This is a genomic window from Terasakiella sediminum, assembly GCF_033100395.1.
Lineage (GTDB): Bacteria > Pseudomonadota > Alphaproteobacteria > Rhodospirillales > Terasakiellaceae > Terasakiella.
The window spans coordinates 1-15305 of sequence record NZ_JAWLVJ010000027.1; the positions used below are offsets into that span (position 1 = coordinate 1).

15 protein-coding genes are annotated in these 15305 nt (G+C 48.2%); 9 read left to right on the forward strand and 6 right to left on the reverse strand.

The genetic code is table 11. The features are described from left to right. Positions 1 to 457: 457 nt before the first annotated feature. On the forward strand, positions 458 to 1213 hold the full coding sequence (locus tag RYZ26_RS17235; protein ID WP_317684492.1) for a hypothetical protein: 756 nt from the start codon (positions 458 to 460) through the stop codon (positions 1211 to 1213). A gap of 2 nt (positions 1214 to 1215) precedes the next feature. Here the strand turns inward: RYZ26_RS17235 and RYZ26_RS17240 are convergent, their stop codons facing one another. Together RYZ26_RS17240 and RYZ26_RS17245 are read right to left on the reverse strand one after the other, a co-directional pair. Continuing rightward, a complete protein-coding gene (locus RYZ26_RS17240; RefSeq protein WP_317684493.1) occupies positions 1216 to 1551 on the reverse strand; it encodes a DUF1937 family protein in 336 nt (111 codons plus the stop codon). Next, positions 1548 to 1784 (reverse strand): DUF6471 domain-containing protein, encoded by a 237-nt coding sequence (locus RYZ26_RS17245; RefSeq protein WP_317684494.1) that lies wholly within the window; start codon positions 1782 to 1784, stop codon positions 1548 to 1550. Before RYZ26_RS17245 ends, RYZ26_RS17240 begins: the two co-directional genes overlap by 4 nt. 112 nt (positions 1785 to 1896) lie before the next feature. On the opposite strand from RYZ26_RS17245, the gene RYZ26_RS17250 reads away from it, so the two are divergent. Beyond that, complete coding sequence (locus RYZ26_RS17250) at positions 1897 to 2892, forward strand: IS1595 family transposase (RefSeq protein ID WP_317684495.1); 996 nt, start codon at positions 1897 to 1899, stop codon at positions 2890 to 2892. 103 nt (positions 2893 to 2995) lie between these two features. On the opposite strand, the gene RYZ26_RS17255 is transcribed toward RYZ26_RS17250, so the two are convergent. After that, a complete protein-coding gene (locus RYZ26_RS17255) occupies positions 2996 to 3442 on the reverse strand; it encodes a hypothetical protein (protein WP_317684496.1) in 447 nt (148 codons plus the stop codon). A 262-nt stretch (positions 3443 to 3704) separates the two neighbouring features. Between RYZ26_RS17255 and recA the strand changes: the two genes are divergently transcribed. From recA to RYZ26_RS17270, 3 genes are all read left to right on the forward strand, one after another. Continuing rightward, entirely contained in the window at positions 3705 to 4772 is a 1068-nt protein-coding gene (gene recA, locus RYZ26_RS17260; protein ID WP_317684497.1) for a recombinase RecA, read from the forward strand. A 215-nt stretch (positions 4773 to 4987) separates the two neighbouring features. Continuing rightward, a complete protein-coding gene (gene alaS / locus RYZ26_RS17265; protein ID WP_317684498.1) occupies positions 4988 to 7627 on the forward strand; it encodes an alanine--tRNA ligase in 2640 nt (879 codons plus the stop codon). A gap of 19 nt (positions 7628 to 7646) precedes the next feature. Next, positions 7647 to 8219, forward strand: a complete 573-nt coding sequence (locus RYZ26_RS17270) for an NnrU family protein (RefSeq protein ID WP_317684499.1) — start codon at positions 7647 to 7649, stop codon at positions 8217 to 8219. Here RYZ26_RS17270 and RYZ26_RS17275 read toward each other — a convergent pair. Both RYZ26_RS17275 and RYZ26_RS17280 read right to left on the reverse strand, forming a co-directional pair. Then, positions 8216 to 8956: a Stf0 family sulfotransferase gene (locus RYZ26_RS17275; RefSeq protein WP_317684500.1), complete on the reverse strand. Its 741-nt coding sequence runs from the start codon at positions 8954 to 8956 to the stop codon at positions 8216 to 8218. The genes RYZ26_RS17270 and RYZ26_RS17275 overlap by 4 nt on opposite strands. Positions 8957 to 8958: 2 nt before the next feature. Continuing rightward, a complete protein-coding gene (locus tag RYZ26_RS17280; RefSeq protein ID WP_317684501.1) occupies positions 8959 to 9720 on the reverse strand; it encodes an AraC family transcriptional regulator in 762 nt (253 codons plus the stop codon). 142 nt (positions 9721 to 9862) lie between these two features. Between RYZ26_RS17280 and RYZ26_RS17285 the strand changes: the two genes are divergently transcribed. From RYZ26_RS17285 to RYZ26_RS17300, 4 genes are all read left to right on the forward strand, one after another. After that, positions 9863 to 11062 (forward strand): MFS transporter, encoded by a 1200-nt coding sequence (locus RYZ26_RS17285; RefSeq protein WP_317684502.1) that lies wholly within the window; start codon positions 9863 to 9865, stop codon positions 11060 to 11062. A gap of 65 nt (positions 11063 to 11127) precedes the next feature. Beyond that, the gene (locus RYZ26_RS17290) at positions 11128 to 11970 is read left to right on the forward strand and encodes an AAA family ATPase (RefSeq protein WP_317684503.1); all 843 of its coding nucleotides are present in this window, start codon (positions 11128 to 11130) and stop codon (positions 11968 to 11970) included. Between the two features lie 3 nt (positions 11971 to 11973). Beyond that, complete coding sequence (locus tag RYZ26_RS17295) at positions 11974 to 13305, forward strand: mechanosensitive ion channel family protein (protein ID WP_317684504.1); 1332 nt, start codon at positions 11974 to 11976, stop codon at positions 13303 to 13305. Next, complete coding sequence (locus RYZ26_RS17300; RefSeq protein WP_317684505.1) at positions 13306 to 14478, forward strand: vWA domain-containing protein; 1173 nt, start codon at positions 13306 to 13308, stop codon at positions 14476 to 14478. Positions 14479 to 14484: 6 nt separating this feature from the next. On the opposite strand, the gene RYZ26_RS17305 is transcribed toward RYZ26_RS17300, so the two are convergent. Beyond that, positions 14485 to 15261 (reverse strand): potassium channel family protein, encoded by a 777-nt coding sequence (locus RYZ26_RS17305; protein WP_317684506.1) that lies wholly within the window; start codon positions 15259 to 15261, stop codon positions 14485 to 14487. Positions 15262 to 15305 lie beyond the last annotated feature (44 nt).

Here is a 15305-nt window from a genome sequence, read left to right on the forward strand (position 1 = left end):
ATATGACAAAACGATGTTAAGCTTTCTCGGCTTCGTTCAGGTCACATCAATTCGGGTTTGGGTAAAGCACTTTGTCAACAGAACCTAAACACTCCAAATGCCTTTTTATTGTGTAGCTTGAGCTACCCTATGCTTAAAGATTTTTCAAACTAAACCAGGATTCCTGCAATTATCTGTGTTCAAACAACCGCAGAAAACCCCACTCAGTTAAAGTGGAAAAAGATTTTAATCCACTCGCAAATGAATATAGCAAATGGATTCGTTTGAAATCAAGGTGTAATTAAAAATCGAGTCAAGTTTTTATTAACTTTTCATTAACTGTTTCTGAAACGTACTTTTACCTGTTTTATAAATCAATTAAAAAGATGTATCTTAAGATTGTTTTATGAATTAAATCAATTTCCTTAGATTGATAATTGTGGAAGCGATTTATACGGAATGGTGCGAGTAAAAACTAATGAATGAAACTAAAGTTGATTGTAGTAAGGCAGATGATGAAACCAAGAACGTTTCAGAGATTCGAAAAGATTTTATCAAAAGATTATTTGCTGTTGCTGTCAGTGTAGGGTTCGCCTCAACTCTGATCAATATGCATTGGGTAAAGGGAACAACCTTCCCATCTCCTGAAGAATGGGAACACTTGTTTATTTTGCTGACTGGCCTTGTCGCGACAATCGGCAGTTGGGATGGATATTTTCAAGCTCTTGAGAAAGCACCATTAGAGAAATTTGGAAGATTCTTAATCGATATTTTTTTAGTTTTTCTTTATCTGATTTTGTTGGTGACATCAAAAAACCAATATCTTTGGGTGTTTCTCCTATCCGCAATTTACCTGCTGTATTGGTTTTGGGATATTCTCTCAGTTATTGAACATGACGAAAAATTTATCCTTGATGGAGAAAAACATCCGACTTGGACTAAATTTAAGATTCTGCAACATGTATATATAAATGGATTAAAACATAAGGCTGGTGTCAATAAAGGGTCGGCTATTACTTTCATTTGGACGGTATTTTTCATTGCAGAAGCTATCCTATTTTTAAATACCAATGACCAAAATATTATTGGTCTGGCTGCAATAAATATTGGAGCATTGGTTTTATACAGGGTTGCGAAAGCTAATAGAGACTCATTGACTCATGATGATGAATACATTCCTTATGTGCCGGGTTTGGCTTTGCTCACGTTGTTTATGGTTGTTTCTATGGTATAGACTTATTCGATGTAGGTGATTTTTAGGCCTTTTTCCTCAAAAAAGCTTATCTCTCTAACAACACCATTGCTTTCTTCCCAACCAGCCAGTTTATAAACGTAGAGTTCACTACATGCTTCCATAAAAGCTTCGTCGAAATCTAACCAATAATCTGAGCCTAAAGTATCCCCGTCAGCCAATAGTTTATCCAGTGGGTGTGTCATTGTAATGGGGCTAAAGATAATTTTGCCCTTTTTGATTAGGCGAGCAGCCATTTCTGTTACAGCCTCGTATCTTTCTTCCATGACCTGAGGGTCAGTTGAGGTGTAAGGGCTGGCAAGGTAAATGATTTCTTTCATTGAGGGTTACTCACCTGATCAAGGTGGATGTCGGTGCTTCCTATTGCGTGTAACACTTGAAGCATAAAAGTCGCGCTGAAACTGCCTCGCGCTATTTTGTTGCTTATGTTCTGAGGGCTTTCCTCAATTCCCAATTCCTGCAAGCGTTCAGAGACTTCTATGAAGTTCAGGTCTTTGCGCGCTATCTCGCTTTTCAGCAAGCTTTTCGCGTACTTTTTCCAATCTTGGCCCATCGGACTTTCCTTTAAAAATATGATTATTCATCATATATGATGATATTTCATTTGACAAGAGGCTGTTAATTGGTGATAATTCATCATATTCGATGATTTATCAGGCAAAACGATGAACCAGCATTTTCTTCTATCCTCAAAAGCAAGGACGTTATCCGTCGCCAAAGTGGCGCGAATGACGGAAGAAGATGCGTATGACTTGTTCAAACAGGTTCGTTGGTCCATGAATGATGGTGATCCGGTATGCCCTCATTGTGGCTCTGTTGAGTGCTGGACATTCAAAAGCCGTCGTATCTTCAAATGCAAACATTGCAACAAGCAATTCTCTGTCACCAGTGGGACAATCTTCTCTGGCCGTAAACTGGCTTTGCGGGATTATTTGCTGGCAATTGCGATCTTTGTGAATTCCTGTAAAGGCGTTTCAGCCCTGCAACTGTCTCGTGATCTTGGCATTCAATATAAATCTGCTTTCGTACTGGCGCATAAACTGCGTGAAGTCACAGGTGATGAATTCCAGGATGCAATCCTATCTGGTGAAGTTGAAGTGGATGGTGCTTACTTTGGTGGTTATCTGAAACCTCGTAACTGGAAAGAGAACCGTGTGGATCGTCGTTTACGTCGTCACCAGAACGGCAAGCGCCGCTGTGTCTTTGTTATAAGAGAGCGCGAAGGCCGCGCGGTTCCCGTTGTTATCAAGTCTGAGACAACCGAAGCTGTGGGGGCGGCCATTCGCAAACACATCGATCAATCAGCTATCATTCATGCAGACGAGAATGGCGCATATGATGCGCTACACGCTCAATACCAAATGTTCCGTATCAATCACTCACGCGTTTATAGTGATGGTGAATCTTGTACCAATGGGGCCGAAGGTTGGTTCTCTCGTCTGCGTCGTGCAGAGATTGGCCAACATCATCACATTGCCGGGAAATACCTTCATTCCTATGCAAATGAGATGGCCTATAAAGAAAACCGTCGTCGCCAAGACAACGGCTCTTTGTTTGGTGATCTGTTGTTTAAATCTTTGAACCGCCCCATGTCACGTAATTGGGCTGGATACTGGCAAGGCAACAACCAGCCGGGCGAAGTTCTGTTGTATCCGCATTGATCAGCCAGAAATGCCTAACAAGATTATTGTTAGGGCTAAGGTCAACCCAACCATGATTTCTAGGCGCTGTAGACGATCTTTAAACATGCTGGATTATACCTCATTAACCTACGCGGTCCAACTCCCATAAAGCCATGCTCTTTGGGCCTATGGAAGCAATGCGTTTGACTGTGCCTTGAGATTGTAAACGGTCAATAGTGCCTTCCACGCGTTTCTTAAGGTTCTCTCTGTCATTTTCATCCAGTGGGACAATAAGCTTTTCACTGAGCATGGCTGTGATATCTGATACGGTAAGCGGCTTTCTGGAATCTCTGAGGATTTCCAGTGTCATTTTGTTGGTGTCACCATTTTTAAGGCCGGGAATCACCTTGAGCTTCTTCTTCGGCTTTATTTGGCTTATGGGGTAATTAGGATCGAAAATCTTAATGGTGGAGCCGATATGCGCCAAACTGCCTTTCAGATCACGAACCTGCTTGCGCAATTCATCCAGTTCGCCTGCCAACTCGGCATATTTCGTGATCAAACCAGATAAAACATGTGATGTAGCCATTAAAAAACCCCACTGCTTATTGAGTGAGGCTATTTTAACGATCTGGTTCAATCCTGTTTAGGTGTGTTTGCTACATAATACCGGTAATTTCAGACTTTCTGACTCAGGTATGTTCCGATTCGCATGGAACTTTATGAGAACATTGTTTTAAAATCTGTTTAAAAACAATGTGTTCACAAATGTTCTTGCGAATGAGAACATTTGGTGTACATTTAAATCAATTGCAACAGCCCGGTCAGATGTGGAATAAGGGAGCATTGATATGTCTCAGTCGGCACTTAAGCTCGTGGATAAGGATACCATGGATAAAAATAAAGCATTAGAAGCAGCAGTCGCGCAGATCGAACGTTCGTTCGGTAAAGGCTCCATTATGAAGTTGGGCCAGCGTGAAAATGCGGTTGAAACGGATGTTATTTCAACAGGCTCTTTGGGGTTGGATATCGGCCTTGGGATCGGCGGTGTGCCGCGTGGCCGTATCGTTGAAGTTTATGGTCCGGAAAGTTCTGGTAAAACGACACTCGCGTTGCACATTGTTGCCGAAGCCCAGAAGAATGGCGGCACCTGTGCCTTTGTGGATGCGGAACATGCCCTGGATCCGGTTTATGCCCAGAAGCTTGGTTGTAATGTTGATGATCTTCTGATTTCCCAGCCGGATGCCGGGGAACAGGCCCTTGAAATTACCGATACGCTGGTGCGTTCCGGTGCGATTGATGTGCTGATTGTCGATAGTGTGGCAGCCCTTGTCCCGCGTGCGGAACTTGAAGGCGAGATGGGGGATCATCACGTTGGTCTGCAGGCCCGTTTGATGAGCCAGGCACTGCGGAAACTGACGTCTACCGTGTCACGTTCCAACACGCTGGTGATCTTCATCAACCAGATCCGTATGAAGATCGGGGTGATGTTTGGTAACCCGGAAACCACAACAGGTGGTAACGCACTGAAATTCTATTCTTCCATCCGTATGGAGATCCGCCGTATTGGCCAGATCAAGGACCGTGACGAAGTGGTCGGAAACCAGACCCGGGTGAAGGTGGTTAAGAACAAGATGGCACCGCCGTTCAAAACCATCGAATTCGACATCATGTACGGTGAAGGCATTTCCAAGATGGGTGAAATTCTTGACCTGGGTGTGAAGGCCGGGATTGTTGAGAAATCCGGTTCCTGGTTCTCCTATAATTCGACCCGTGTGGGCCAAGGGCGTGAAAATGCCAAGCAGTTCCTGCGTGAGAACGAAAGTGTCACACAGGAAATCGAAAGCCTGATCCGCCAAAATGCAGGTCTGATTTCAGATGCGATGACCAAAGGTGAATCTGCGGACGCAGAAGAATAATCCTTTGGAATTACAGTTGCTTTTCTGTTTTGTTTTGAACAGAGATGCAATTGTTCACCAATAAAACAACGCCCTTTTCTGACTGGTTCGGGAAAGGGCGTTGTTTGTTTATGGTTTACTTGACATGCCTGGCGTTTGAAAAGCTAGACATGGCAAGCCATGCACGTTAAAACCAACCTTCTTGAATTCATGATAACGATTTAAAGTGAAGACCCATGCAAAGTGCGAATGATATCCGTAAAACCTTCCTGGAATATTTCGGAAAAAATGGCCACGAGATTGTAGACTCCTCGCCACTGGTCCCACGCAACGACCCCACCCTGATGTTTACCAACGCCGGGATGGTGCAGTTTAAAAACGTCTTCACTGGACTGGAAACCCGTGACTATAACCGTGCGACCACATCGCAAAAATGTGTGCGCGCCGGTGGTAAGCACAACGATCTGGAAAATGTTGGTTTCACCGCACGTCATCACACCTTCTTTGAAATGTTGGGGAATTTCTCTTTCGGCGATTATTTCAAGGATAACGCGATTGAACTTGCCTGGAACCTGATCACCAAAGAATATGGTCTGCCTAAAGACAAGTTGTTGGTCACTGTCTATCATGAAGATGATGAAGCGTTTGATCTTTGGAAGAAAATTGCGGGCCTGCCGGATGAAAAAATCATTCGCATCCCGACGTCTGATAACTTCTGGGCCATGGGTGATACGGGGCCATGTGGTCCCTGTACCGAAATTTTCTATGATCATGGTGATCACATCTGGGGTGGCCCTCCCGGCTCCCCTGAAGAAGATGGCGACCGTTTTATCGAGATCTGGAACCTGGTCTTCATGCAGTATGAACAAACGGCTGAAGAACGTCTGAACCTGCCAAATCCATCCATCGATACAGGCATGGGTCTGGAACGGATTGCGGCTGTCCTGCAGGGCACCCACGATAACTATAACGTGGACCTTCTGCGCAAGCTGATTGAAGCGTCTGCGGATAAATCGTCCACTGACCCGGATGGGGATTTCAACACGTCCCACCGTGTGATTGCGGACCACTTGCGCTCTTCTGCCTTCCTGCTGGCGGACGGTGTTTTGCCATCGAACGAAGGCCGTGGTTATGTGCTGCGTCGTATCATGCGCCGTGCCATGCGTCATGCCCACATCATTGGGGCGAAAGATCCGTTGCTGCATAAATTGGTTCCAACCCTGTCCGGTCTGATGGGCCAGCAGTTCCCTGAACTGATCCGCGCAGAAGCTCTGATCACAGAAACACTGGAACTGGAAGAAGCTCGTTTCAAAAAGCTGCTGGATCGCGGTCTTAATCTGCTGGATGCAGAAACAGCTGATCTGAATGAAGGTGATGAGCTGGCAGGCGATGTGGCGTTTAAACTATACGACACATACGGCTTCCCGGTCGATCTGACCCAAGATGCGCTGAAAGCCAAGGGTATTAATGTGGATATGGACGGCTTTGCAGCTTCCATGGAAAAACAACGTGAAGAAGCGCGTAAAAACTGGTCCGGTTCTGGCGGGGCTGCTGATGAAGCCATTTGGTTCGATCTGAAAGAAAAAGTCGGCGGTACGGATTTCTTAGGGTACGATACTGAAACAGCCGAAGGTCAGATTGTAGCCATCGTTGTTGATGGTAAATCTGTCGAAAAGGCAGAGCCGGGCAGTGACGTAACGCTGCTTCTGAACCAGTCACCATTTTACGGCGAAAGCGGCGGTCAGGAAGGCGACCGTGGTGTGCTGAAAGTTGGCGATATTGCCGAAGTTGACGTGAGCGACACACAAAAACGCATTCACTCTTTGTACCTTCATATTGGTAAGGTCAAAGGCGGCGTGATTGCTGTGGGCGATGATGTATTGGCAGAGGTTGATCACAGCCGTCGTAGTGCTATTCGTTCCAACCACTCCGCCACACACCTGCTGCATAAAGCACTGCAGGATGAACTGGGTGATCATGTGACGCAAAAAGGCTCTTTGGTTGCACAAGAACGTTTCCGTTTCGATATCGCGCATAACAAAGGTTTGAGCGCAGATGAAATTGCGGCCATCGAAGCCAAGGTGAACGACCAAATCCGCACCAACACCGAAGTGACCACCCGTCTGATGACACCGGATGAAGCGGTGGAACAAGGCGCAATGGCCCTGTTTGGTGAAAAATATGGCGATGAAGTCCGTGTGGTCGCCATGGGGGATGAAGACGGCAAAAGCTTTTCTGTCGAACTTTGTGGCGGCACGCATGTGAAACGCACAGGCGATATTGGTTTGCTGAAAATCGTGAATGAAGGTGCAGTTGCCGCTGGTGTTCGCCGGATTGAGGCACTGACAGGTGCAGCAGCCGTTGATTATCTTGCCGAACAGGAAGCCCGTTTGAATGAAACAGCTGATCTGTTGCGTGCAACGCCAGCGAATGTGGCGACACGTGTTCAGGCCTTGCTGGATGAGCGTAAAACCATGGAACGCGAAATCGCTGATTTGCGCAAAAAACTGGCCACTGGTGGTGGGGCAGGGGCTGCAAGTGACGTGAAAGAAGTCGCAGGCATCAAATATTTGGGCAAGGTTCTGGATGGTATTCCGGGGAAAGAGCTGAAGTCCATGGTTGATGAAATGAAGAACCAGATCGGGTCCGGCATCTGTGCAGCCATCGCGGTGAATGACGGCAAGGCATCTCTGGTTGTTGGCGTGACCGAGGACTTGAAAGATAGCAAAAGCGCGGTTGATCTGGTGCGCGTTGGTTCTGCTGCTGTCGGCGGCAAAGGCGGCGGTGGTCGTCCTGATATGGCGCAGGCCGGTGGTCCGGATGGATCAAAAGCAGAAGAAGCTCTGGCGGCTATTGAAGCAGCTATTGCTGGCTAACATTTAGAAGGAACCACCCATGGAACTGTTGATCATTGGTCTTGTTGTTTGGGTGGTTGCCCATTTGATCCCCGTTGCTGCGCCGAATTTGCGCGCGGCTCTCGCCGGAAAACTTGGGGAAATGCCTTATAAAGGCCTCTTCGCCCTGACCATTCTCGGCTCCGTCGGTCTGATGGTTATGGGGTGGCGATCCATCGAAAGTGTCACGCTGCTTTATGATATCTATAGCTACGTTGCTTTCCCCGGCCTGATCGCTGTGTTGATCGGTTTTGTCCTGATCGCTGCCTCTATCCTGCCGAGTAATTTTCGCCGTCTGGTCCGCCATCCGCAACTGGTTGGTTTTTCCCTTTGGGCAACTGCCCATCTGCTGATGAATGGCGACTTGCGTGCAGTGACCCTGTTTGGTGGATTATTGGGTTGGGCGCTTGTTACTATTTTATTGTTGAACAAGCGCGATGGGGAATTTACACCGCCTGCAAAAGTTTTGCCGCATAAAGGTGTGATGGTGGCGGCCCTTGGTTTTACCCTGTTTATTGTCGCTGTGTTGGGCCACGAATACCTTTCCGGTGTGAACCTGAGTTCACGTGGCTAAAAGCTTCTTAAATCCCGACGATAACGGCTTTTCCATTCTGCGTTAATTTCGTCGCGCTGTTGTTTCAGCGGGCTGACTTCCAGGTGGAATTCCTCTAGCGGCTGTTGGTTCATGCGTTGGCAAATTTCCTGACAGATTTCGTTGGTGTTGATGATCAGGTCTTCGTAGACCACACGCAACGGTTCGATATCATAAAGGGCGAAGAATTTCTGCCACCGGGCATTTTGCGCCAGAATATCATCCATACATTTTTCAATCAGATCCCGGTCATATTTGGCTTTGCTTTCTGCCTTTTGAAGCGATGACCAGTTGCGGGTCTGATGGGCCTTGGCGTATGAAACCGCCTGTCCCATCAAATCCTTGCGGGTGACATAGACAAACAGTTTGTTGTTCTTGATAAAATCAATGATGGAGGGTTTATCCAGAAGGCCTGTGATTTGCTGAAAATGTGCCTTGCAGCCGAAAATACCGTTTGGTGTTGTGCGGTGTTTGAAAAGATAATCCAGATAGACCCGTGTCGTTAAAGGGGCAGGAAGATTCCAGCGTTGGCGCAAGGTTTCGGTTACGTCCTTAACATGAAAGTATTCATGCGGGACGCCCATCTGCCCGGTGTTTTGCAAAAGGGCGGCCAGCAACGTGCCGCCGACACGTGGCGTGGTGCAAAGGATATAAGAAGATGTTGGCCCCTCATAAAGCGGCTGGTCAAAGGCTGTATCGTTAAAGGGATGGTCGCCCATACTTATCGGTCCTTGAAAAACTGTCCCGGGGTCACCCCCAACGCTTTTCTGAACATAGCACTAAAGGCACTTTGAGAGGAATAGCCAAGGTCCTGCGCGATGTGAGAAATCGGCTGGTTATCAGCCAGACGGCTGAGCGCTTCGAGCAATCGGGCCTGCTGACGCCACTGCCCAAACGTCATGTCCGTTTGTTTTCTGAAATTACGTGCCAGGGTGCGGGTTGTGGTGCCCAGTTTATCTGCCCATTCATCTAATGTAGATTCATCGGCGGGATGTTCTTTTAAATGTTCGGCGATGATCTGGATGGGCCCGCTTTCCGGTACGGGCAGATGCAGGGAACTGGACGGTGCGGCATTCAGGCAATCCAGCAGAACACGTGCCAATCGACCCTGAGGACCATCCACATCATAAAGGGGCGGATAGTTGACAGCCTCGGCGATTAATTCGCGCAGCAAAGGGGTGACAAACATGACCTGGCATTCCGTGGGCAGATCACGCATGGCCTGTGGGGCGACATAGACATTACGCAAGGTCACGGTCTGGATTACTTTGATGGCATGGGTAACAAGCGGTGGGATCCAGACGGCACGCTGTGGCGGGATGACCCAGATGGATCCTTGTGCCATCACCTGCATGACCCCGCTTGAGGCATAAAGAAGCTGCCCCCATTCGTGGTGATGGGCCAGAACCTCGGTACCGGCATGGCTGACCCCTTCGCGTAACGTCAGGTCACGCGGGATATCTTCCAGCCGTTTAATTTCCACACCGTCCTCTCCAATGAAGGGGGTAAAGCGAGTAGGGGGTGTCTTTTTTGCGATAAAATTTGTCATACATGTGTGTATACGACATTTTTAAACTTCTATAAAGTGTAGAAATCAATCAACCATAAAAGAAAAGAGTGAGAAGATGTCCCCCACATCAAGCTGGAAAAGACCAGAAATCCTGTTGTTTGTTATGGCGGCGGCCATGCCTTTGGCCTTTGGTGTCTGGCAGGCGCTGCTGAATAACTTTACCATTGAACGTGCAGGTTTCAGTGGTATTGAAATTGGTATTTTGCAGTCCTTGCGTGAAATTCCGGGCTTTATGGCGTTTGCGGTTGTTTTTGTTTTGTTGTTGATGCGCGAACAGACGTTGGCGATTATATCACTGCTGTTGCTAGGCATCGGCACAGCCATCACAGGCTATTTCCCTTCCGTTATAGGGCTATATGCGACCACCGTGTTGATGTCCATCGGCTTTCACTATTACGAAACGGTCAATCAATCTTTGCAGCTGCAATGGTTTGATAAGAAACATGCCGCCCATAATATGGGCCGGATGATTGCCATTGGGTCCTTTACGTCTTTGATTGCGTTTGGTTTGGTCTGGCTGTTGCTGGATATTCTGAAGCTGGAGATGGAAGTCGTCTATGTGCTGGGCGGTGGGGCTTGTGTTGTCCTGGCTCTGTTTTGCTGGATCGCCTTTCCACGCTTTCCGCAAAAGGTGGAACAACATAAAAGGATCATCCTGCGTAAGCGCTATTGGCTTTATTATGCCCTGACCTTTATGAGTGGGGCGCGCCGCCAAATCTTTGTGGTGTTTGCAGGATTTTTGATGGTGGAAAAGTTTGGTTTCGATGCTTCTGCCATTGCCATCATGTTTCTGGCAAACGGGGTGTTGAATATGTTCTTTGCCCCCAAGATCGGCAAATTGATTGGAATCTGGGGTGAGCGCAGGTCGCTGACGTTTGAATATATCGGACTGATCGTTGTTTTTGCCGCTTACGCGTTTGTTGATAATCCATGGATTGCGGTTGGGCTTTACATTCTGGATCACTTGTTCTTCTCTATGGCGATTGCGATGAAGACTTATTTCCAGAAAATTGCCGACCCAAAAGACATGGCCCCAACGGCAGGGGTTGCCTTTACAATCAACCATATTGCGGCAGTTGTTCTGCCTGCGGCCTATGGTGTCCTGTGGCTTTATTCACCTTCTGCCGTCTTTTTAACAGGCGCGGGTCTGGCCTTTGTTTCCCTGGTTTTGTCCCGCTTTATCCCGATGAACCCTGAGGAAGGCAATGAAGTAGACTGGAAATCATCCAGAACCGCCCCGCAAGCTGCGGAATAACTTGATTGAGAACGATTTGCGACTTACCCTAAGCGCTAATCGTTCAATCAATTGGGTTAGTATTAATGAGCTTTACAGGTACTGAAAATTACGTTGCAACCGATGACTTGCGCGTGGCGGTGAATGCGGCGATCAATCTGGAACGTCCGCTGCTGGTCAAAGGGGAACCGGGCACCGGGAAAACCGTTCTGGCCCACGAAATTTCCAAGGCCCTAAACGCGCCCATGATTGAATGGCACGTCAAATCCACCACCAAGGCCCAGCAGGGCTTGTACGAATATGATGCGGTGTCTCGCCTGCGTGATTCACAGTTGGGCGATGAACGGGTTCATGACATTGCCAATTACATCGTGCGCGGCAAGCTGTGGGAAGCTTTTGAAAGTGAGGAGCGCCCCGTTTTGTTGATCGATGAAATCGACAAAGCCGATATCGAATTCCCCAACGATCTGTTGCTGGAACTGGATCGCATGCAGTTTCATGTGTACGAGACCAAGGAAACCATCAAGGCGAAGAACCGCCCGATCATTGTGATTACATCCAACAATGAAAAAGAATTGCCGGATGCGTTCCTGCGCCGCTGTTTCTTCCACTATATCCGCTTTCCCGATAAGGAAACCATGGCGGAGATTGTAGAGGTGCATTATCCGGGCCTGCAGAAACGACTGGTTAGCGAAGCATTGAACGCGTTTTATGATCTGCGCGATGTGCCGGGGCTGAAGAAAAAACCATCGACCTCTGAACTGCTGGATTGGATCAAGTTGTTGATGGTGGAAGATATTCCGCCGGAAGCCTTGCGCAGCACGGACAACAAAAAATCCATTCCACCTTTGCATGGGGCCTTGTTGAAGAATGAACAGGATATCCACCTGTTTGAACGCCTCGCCTTTATGGCGCGCAGGGACGGGTAATTTATGTTTCAGGAACTGTTGAAAGATTTTGCCTACAGGGATGAAGCGCTGACGCTGATCAACTTCCTGCACGTCTGGGTGCTGGAACATGTCTTTGTGGTCGATAATCTGAAACAGGTTCTGATCCTGATTGCGGTCTTTCTGGTTGGGCGTTTGTTAAAACGCAAGCTGATCCGTCTGGTATCCTGGATCCATTTGCCCGATCAGGTCAAACGGTTTGAACGACCGCTAAAACACACCCTCGCCCCGCTGATCTTCCCGATCTTTTTGGCGATTACCCTGTGGTTCACGCTTTTTGCCATGCGCACGTTGGACCAGAGCCATCAGATCATCAAGCTGGTGGTCAGCCTGCTGATCGCCTGGATTGTGATCCGCTTTGCCTCCAGTTTAATCAAGGATCGGGGTTGGTCCAAGCTGGTTAGCGTATCGGCCTGGTCCATTGCAGCCTTGAACATCGTGGGCTTGCTGGATGTGACCAAGTCGTTTCTGGACAGTATGGCCTTCAGCTTTGGAGAAATGCATTTTTCTCTGTTGGGCGTGGTCAAAGGGATCATCGCCGTTGGTATCCTTTTCTGGCTATTTTCCCTGCTGGAAGGGGTGGCAAAACGCCGCGTTGATGGATTGGATAACCTGACGCCTTCAGCCAAGGTGTTGCTCAAGAAATTTCTGCGCTTCGGGTTGATTGTCCTTGGCGTTTTGATCGCGCTGGATGCCATGGGGATTGATTTGACCGCCCTTGCTGTCTTCTCAGGTGCCATTGGTATTGGCCTTGGTTTTGGTTTGCAAAAAGTGGCAGCCAACCTTGTCAGTGGTGTCATTCTGTTGATGGATCGATCCGTTAAACCCGGTGATGTGATCAGCCTTGGTCAAACCTATGGCCGGATTGATAAGTTGGGTGGGCGTTATGTGTCCGTCATTACCCGCGACGGAACGGAAACCCTGATCCCGAATGAAGAGTTGATTACGCAACGGGTTGAAAACTGGTCTTTTTCTGATACCAACGTGCGTCAACGTGCCATGGTCGGCATCGACTATTCAGCTGATGTGAAATTGGCGATGAAGCTTTGTGTGGAAGCCGCCAGCGAACTGCCGCGCATTGTTACCAACCCGGCACCAAGATGTCTGTTGCGCGAATTTGGGGATAGTTCGGTCAATATCGAACTGCGTTTCTGGGTGGATGATCCGCAGAATGGACTGGGTAATATCCGCAGCGAAGTTCTGTTGAAAATCTGGGACAAGTTCCATGAAAACGGCGTGGCCTTCCCGTATCCGCAGCGCGATATTCATGTGAAAGGCGAAGTGCCTGTGCGTATCTTACAAGAGGATGCTGAGTAAATGTTCCTCAATCTCTTTTTCGAACTGAAAGAAGCCAAGGTTCCGGTTTCCTTGAAAGAATATCTCTTGTTGATGGAGGCGATGGACAAGGGGATCGCGGAATATTCGTTGGATGATTTCTATTATCTGGCCCGTTCTGCCTTGGTGAAGGATGAACGCCATCTGGACAAGTTTGACCGGGTCTTTGGTCATGTCTTTAAAGGGCTGGAACCTGTGGAAGGCGAGGCCCATGAAATCCCGGAAGAATGGCTGCGCAAGATGGCGGAAAAGCTGTTGAGCGAGGAAGAAAAAGCTCAGATCGAAAGTATGGGCGGATGGGAAAAGCTGATGGAGACGTTGAAAAAACGTCTGGAAGAACAGAAAGAACGTCATCAGGGCGGCAATAAGTGGATAGGTACTGCCGGGACCTCGCCCTTTGGGGCCTATGGCTATAACCCGGAAGGCATCCGCATCGGACAAAAAGAATCACGTCATCGCCGCGCGGTAAAAGTCTGGGACAAGCGGGAATTCAAGAACCTGGATGATCAGGTGGAACTGGGCACGCGCAACATCAAGGTCGCCCTGCGTCGCCTGCGTAAATTTGCCCGCACCGGGGCACAGACCCAGCTTGACCTGGATGACACCATCAAATCAACGGCACATCGCGGGTTTCTGGACATCAAGATGGTGGCGGAACGGCACAATGCGGTGAAGGTCTTATTGTTCTTTGATGTGGGCGGGTCCATGGATGACCATATCAAGGTCTGTGAAGAAATGTTCTCGGCGTGTCGTACCGAATTTAAACATCTGGAGTATTACTATTTCCACAACTGTATTTATGAAGGGGTGTGGAAGGATAACAAGCGTCGCCACAATGAAGTGATCCCGCTGTGGGATGTGCTCCATACGTACCCCAGTGATTACAAGGTGATCTTTGTCGGCGATGCGTCCATGAGCCCCTATGAAATCAGCTATCCCGGCGGGGCGGTGGAACATTGGAATGAAGAAGCAGGGGCAACCTGGATGCAGCGTGTGCTGGACGTCTATCCCCATGCCGTTTGGATAAATCCTGTGCCGCAGCAATGGTGGCGACACACCATGTCCATTCAGATGATCAAGCAGTTGATGAGTGATCGCATGTATGGCCTGACCCTTGAAGGGATTGATCAGGCCATTCAGGAACTGAACAAGTAAGCGTGCCTACGCCACATCCCCGTCATGCTTGATCTGCAGGAAATCCCCGCAATGCTTGCAATGGACCGCATCCGGTTCATGACGCACCAGTCCGCATTTAGGGCAGGGGTAATTGACTTTGGACGGGCGAAAGATGGTTTGCACAAGGCGGAGGAACAGGGAAATTCCAAAAACCATGATTACAACTGACAGCATTCGACCCATGGGGCCTTCCAGCGTGATATCGCCAAAGCCCGTAGTAGTTAATGTGGTGACGGTGAAGTAAAGCGCATCAATGTAGGTATTGATCTGTTCATTTTCTTCTACCTCAAACACATAAACAAGGGCGGTGACGAAAAAGATGAAGACCATCAGGTTCAGGATGCTCATCATTACCTGTTCATGTTCGCGGAAGAATACGAACTGGTCGCGAAAGTCTTTCAGGACGTGATAGGATCGTAATAATCGAAGGGCGCGCACGACCCTTAGGAAAGCGAAATTTTCGATTAACAGTGGGGCGAGCAGGGTGCCAATCACGACAACATCAGCCAGGTTCATGGGCCGGATGATGAACCGCCAGGTGTTGTTGGCGGCAATCATGCGGGCAAAATAATCAAGGATCAGCACAATAGCGATGGAATAGTCCGCCGCCAGAAACCATTCATTATGTTCGACCATGGACGCTATAATGAAAAAACTGATGGTGACGACATCAAAGACAAGCAGGCTGTATCGAAAATAAAGTGATGTTTTTGCATCACCATAATAAAGACTGATTAACCTTTCTCGCAAACGCCCAAACAAAGCTTGCCCCCATTTCAATCTCTGAATGTGGTGACCATAACAAA

What these genes read in the sequence shown, in the direction of transcription:
- RYZ26_RS17285 (WP_317684502.1), top strand. Translation starts at nt 9,863, where the DNA reads ATGTCCCCCACATCAAGCTGGAAAAGACCAGAAATCCTGTTGTTTGTT.
- RYZ26_RS17295 (WP_317684504.1), top strand. Translation starts at nt 11,974, where the DNA reads ATGTTTCAGGAACTGTTGAAAGATTTTGCCTACAGGGATGAAGCGCTG.
- RYZ26_RS17270 (WP_317684499.1), top strand. Translation starts at nt 7,647, where the DNA reads ATGGAACTGTTGATCATTGGTCTTGTTGTTTGGGTGGTTGCCCATTTG.
- RYZ26_RS17250 (WP_317684495.1), top strand. Translation starts at nt 1,897, where the DNA reads ATGAACCAGCATTTTCTTCTATCCTCAAAAGCAAGGACGTTATCCGTC.
- RYZ26_RS17290 (WP_317684503.1), top strand. Translation starts at nt 11,128, where the DNA reads ATGAGCTTTACAGGTACTGAAAATTACGTTGCAACCGATGACTTGCGC.
- RYZ26_RS17240 (WP_317684493.1), bottom strand. Translation starts at nt 1,551, where the DNA reads ATGAAAGAAATCATTTACCTTGCCAGCCCTTACACCTCAACTGACCCT.
- RYZ26_RS17245 (WP_317684494.1), bottom strand. Translation starts at nt 1,784, where the DNA reads ATGGGCCAAGATTGGAAAAAGTACGCGAAAAGCTTGCTGAAAAGCGAG.
- RYZ26_RS17235 (WP_317684492.1), top strand. Translation starts at nt 458, where the DNA reads ATGAATGAAACTAAAGTTGATTGTAGTAAGGCAGATGATGAAACCAAG.
- recA (WP_317684497.1), top strand. Translation starts at nt 3,705, where the DNA reads ATGTCTCAGTCGGCACTTAAGCTCGTGGATAAGGATACCATGGATAAA.
- RYZ26_RS17255 (WP_317684496.1), bottom strand. Translation starts at nt 3,442, where the DNA reads ATGGCTACATCACATGTTTTATCTGGTTTGATCACGAAATATGCCGAG.
- alaS (WP_317684498.1), top strand. Translation starts at nt 4,988, where the DNA reads ATGCAAAGTGCGAATGATATCCGTAAAACCTTCCTGGAATATTTCGGA.
- RYZ26_RS17300 (WP_317684505.1), top strand. Translation starts at nt 13,306, where the DNA reads ATGTTCCTCAATCTCTTTTTCGAACTGAAAGAAGCCAAGGTTCCGGTT.
- RYZ26_RS17275 (WP_317684500.1), bottom strand. Translation starts at nt 8,956, where the DNA reads ATGGGCGACCATCCCTTTAACGATACAGCCTTTGACCAGCCGCTTTAT.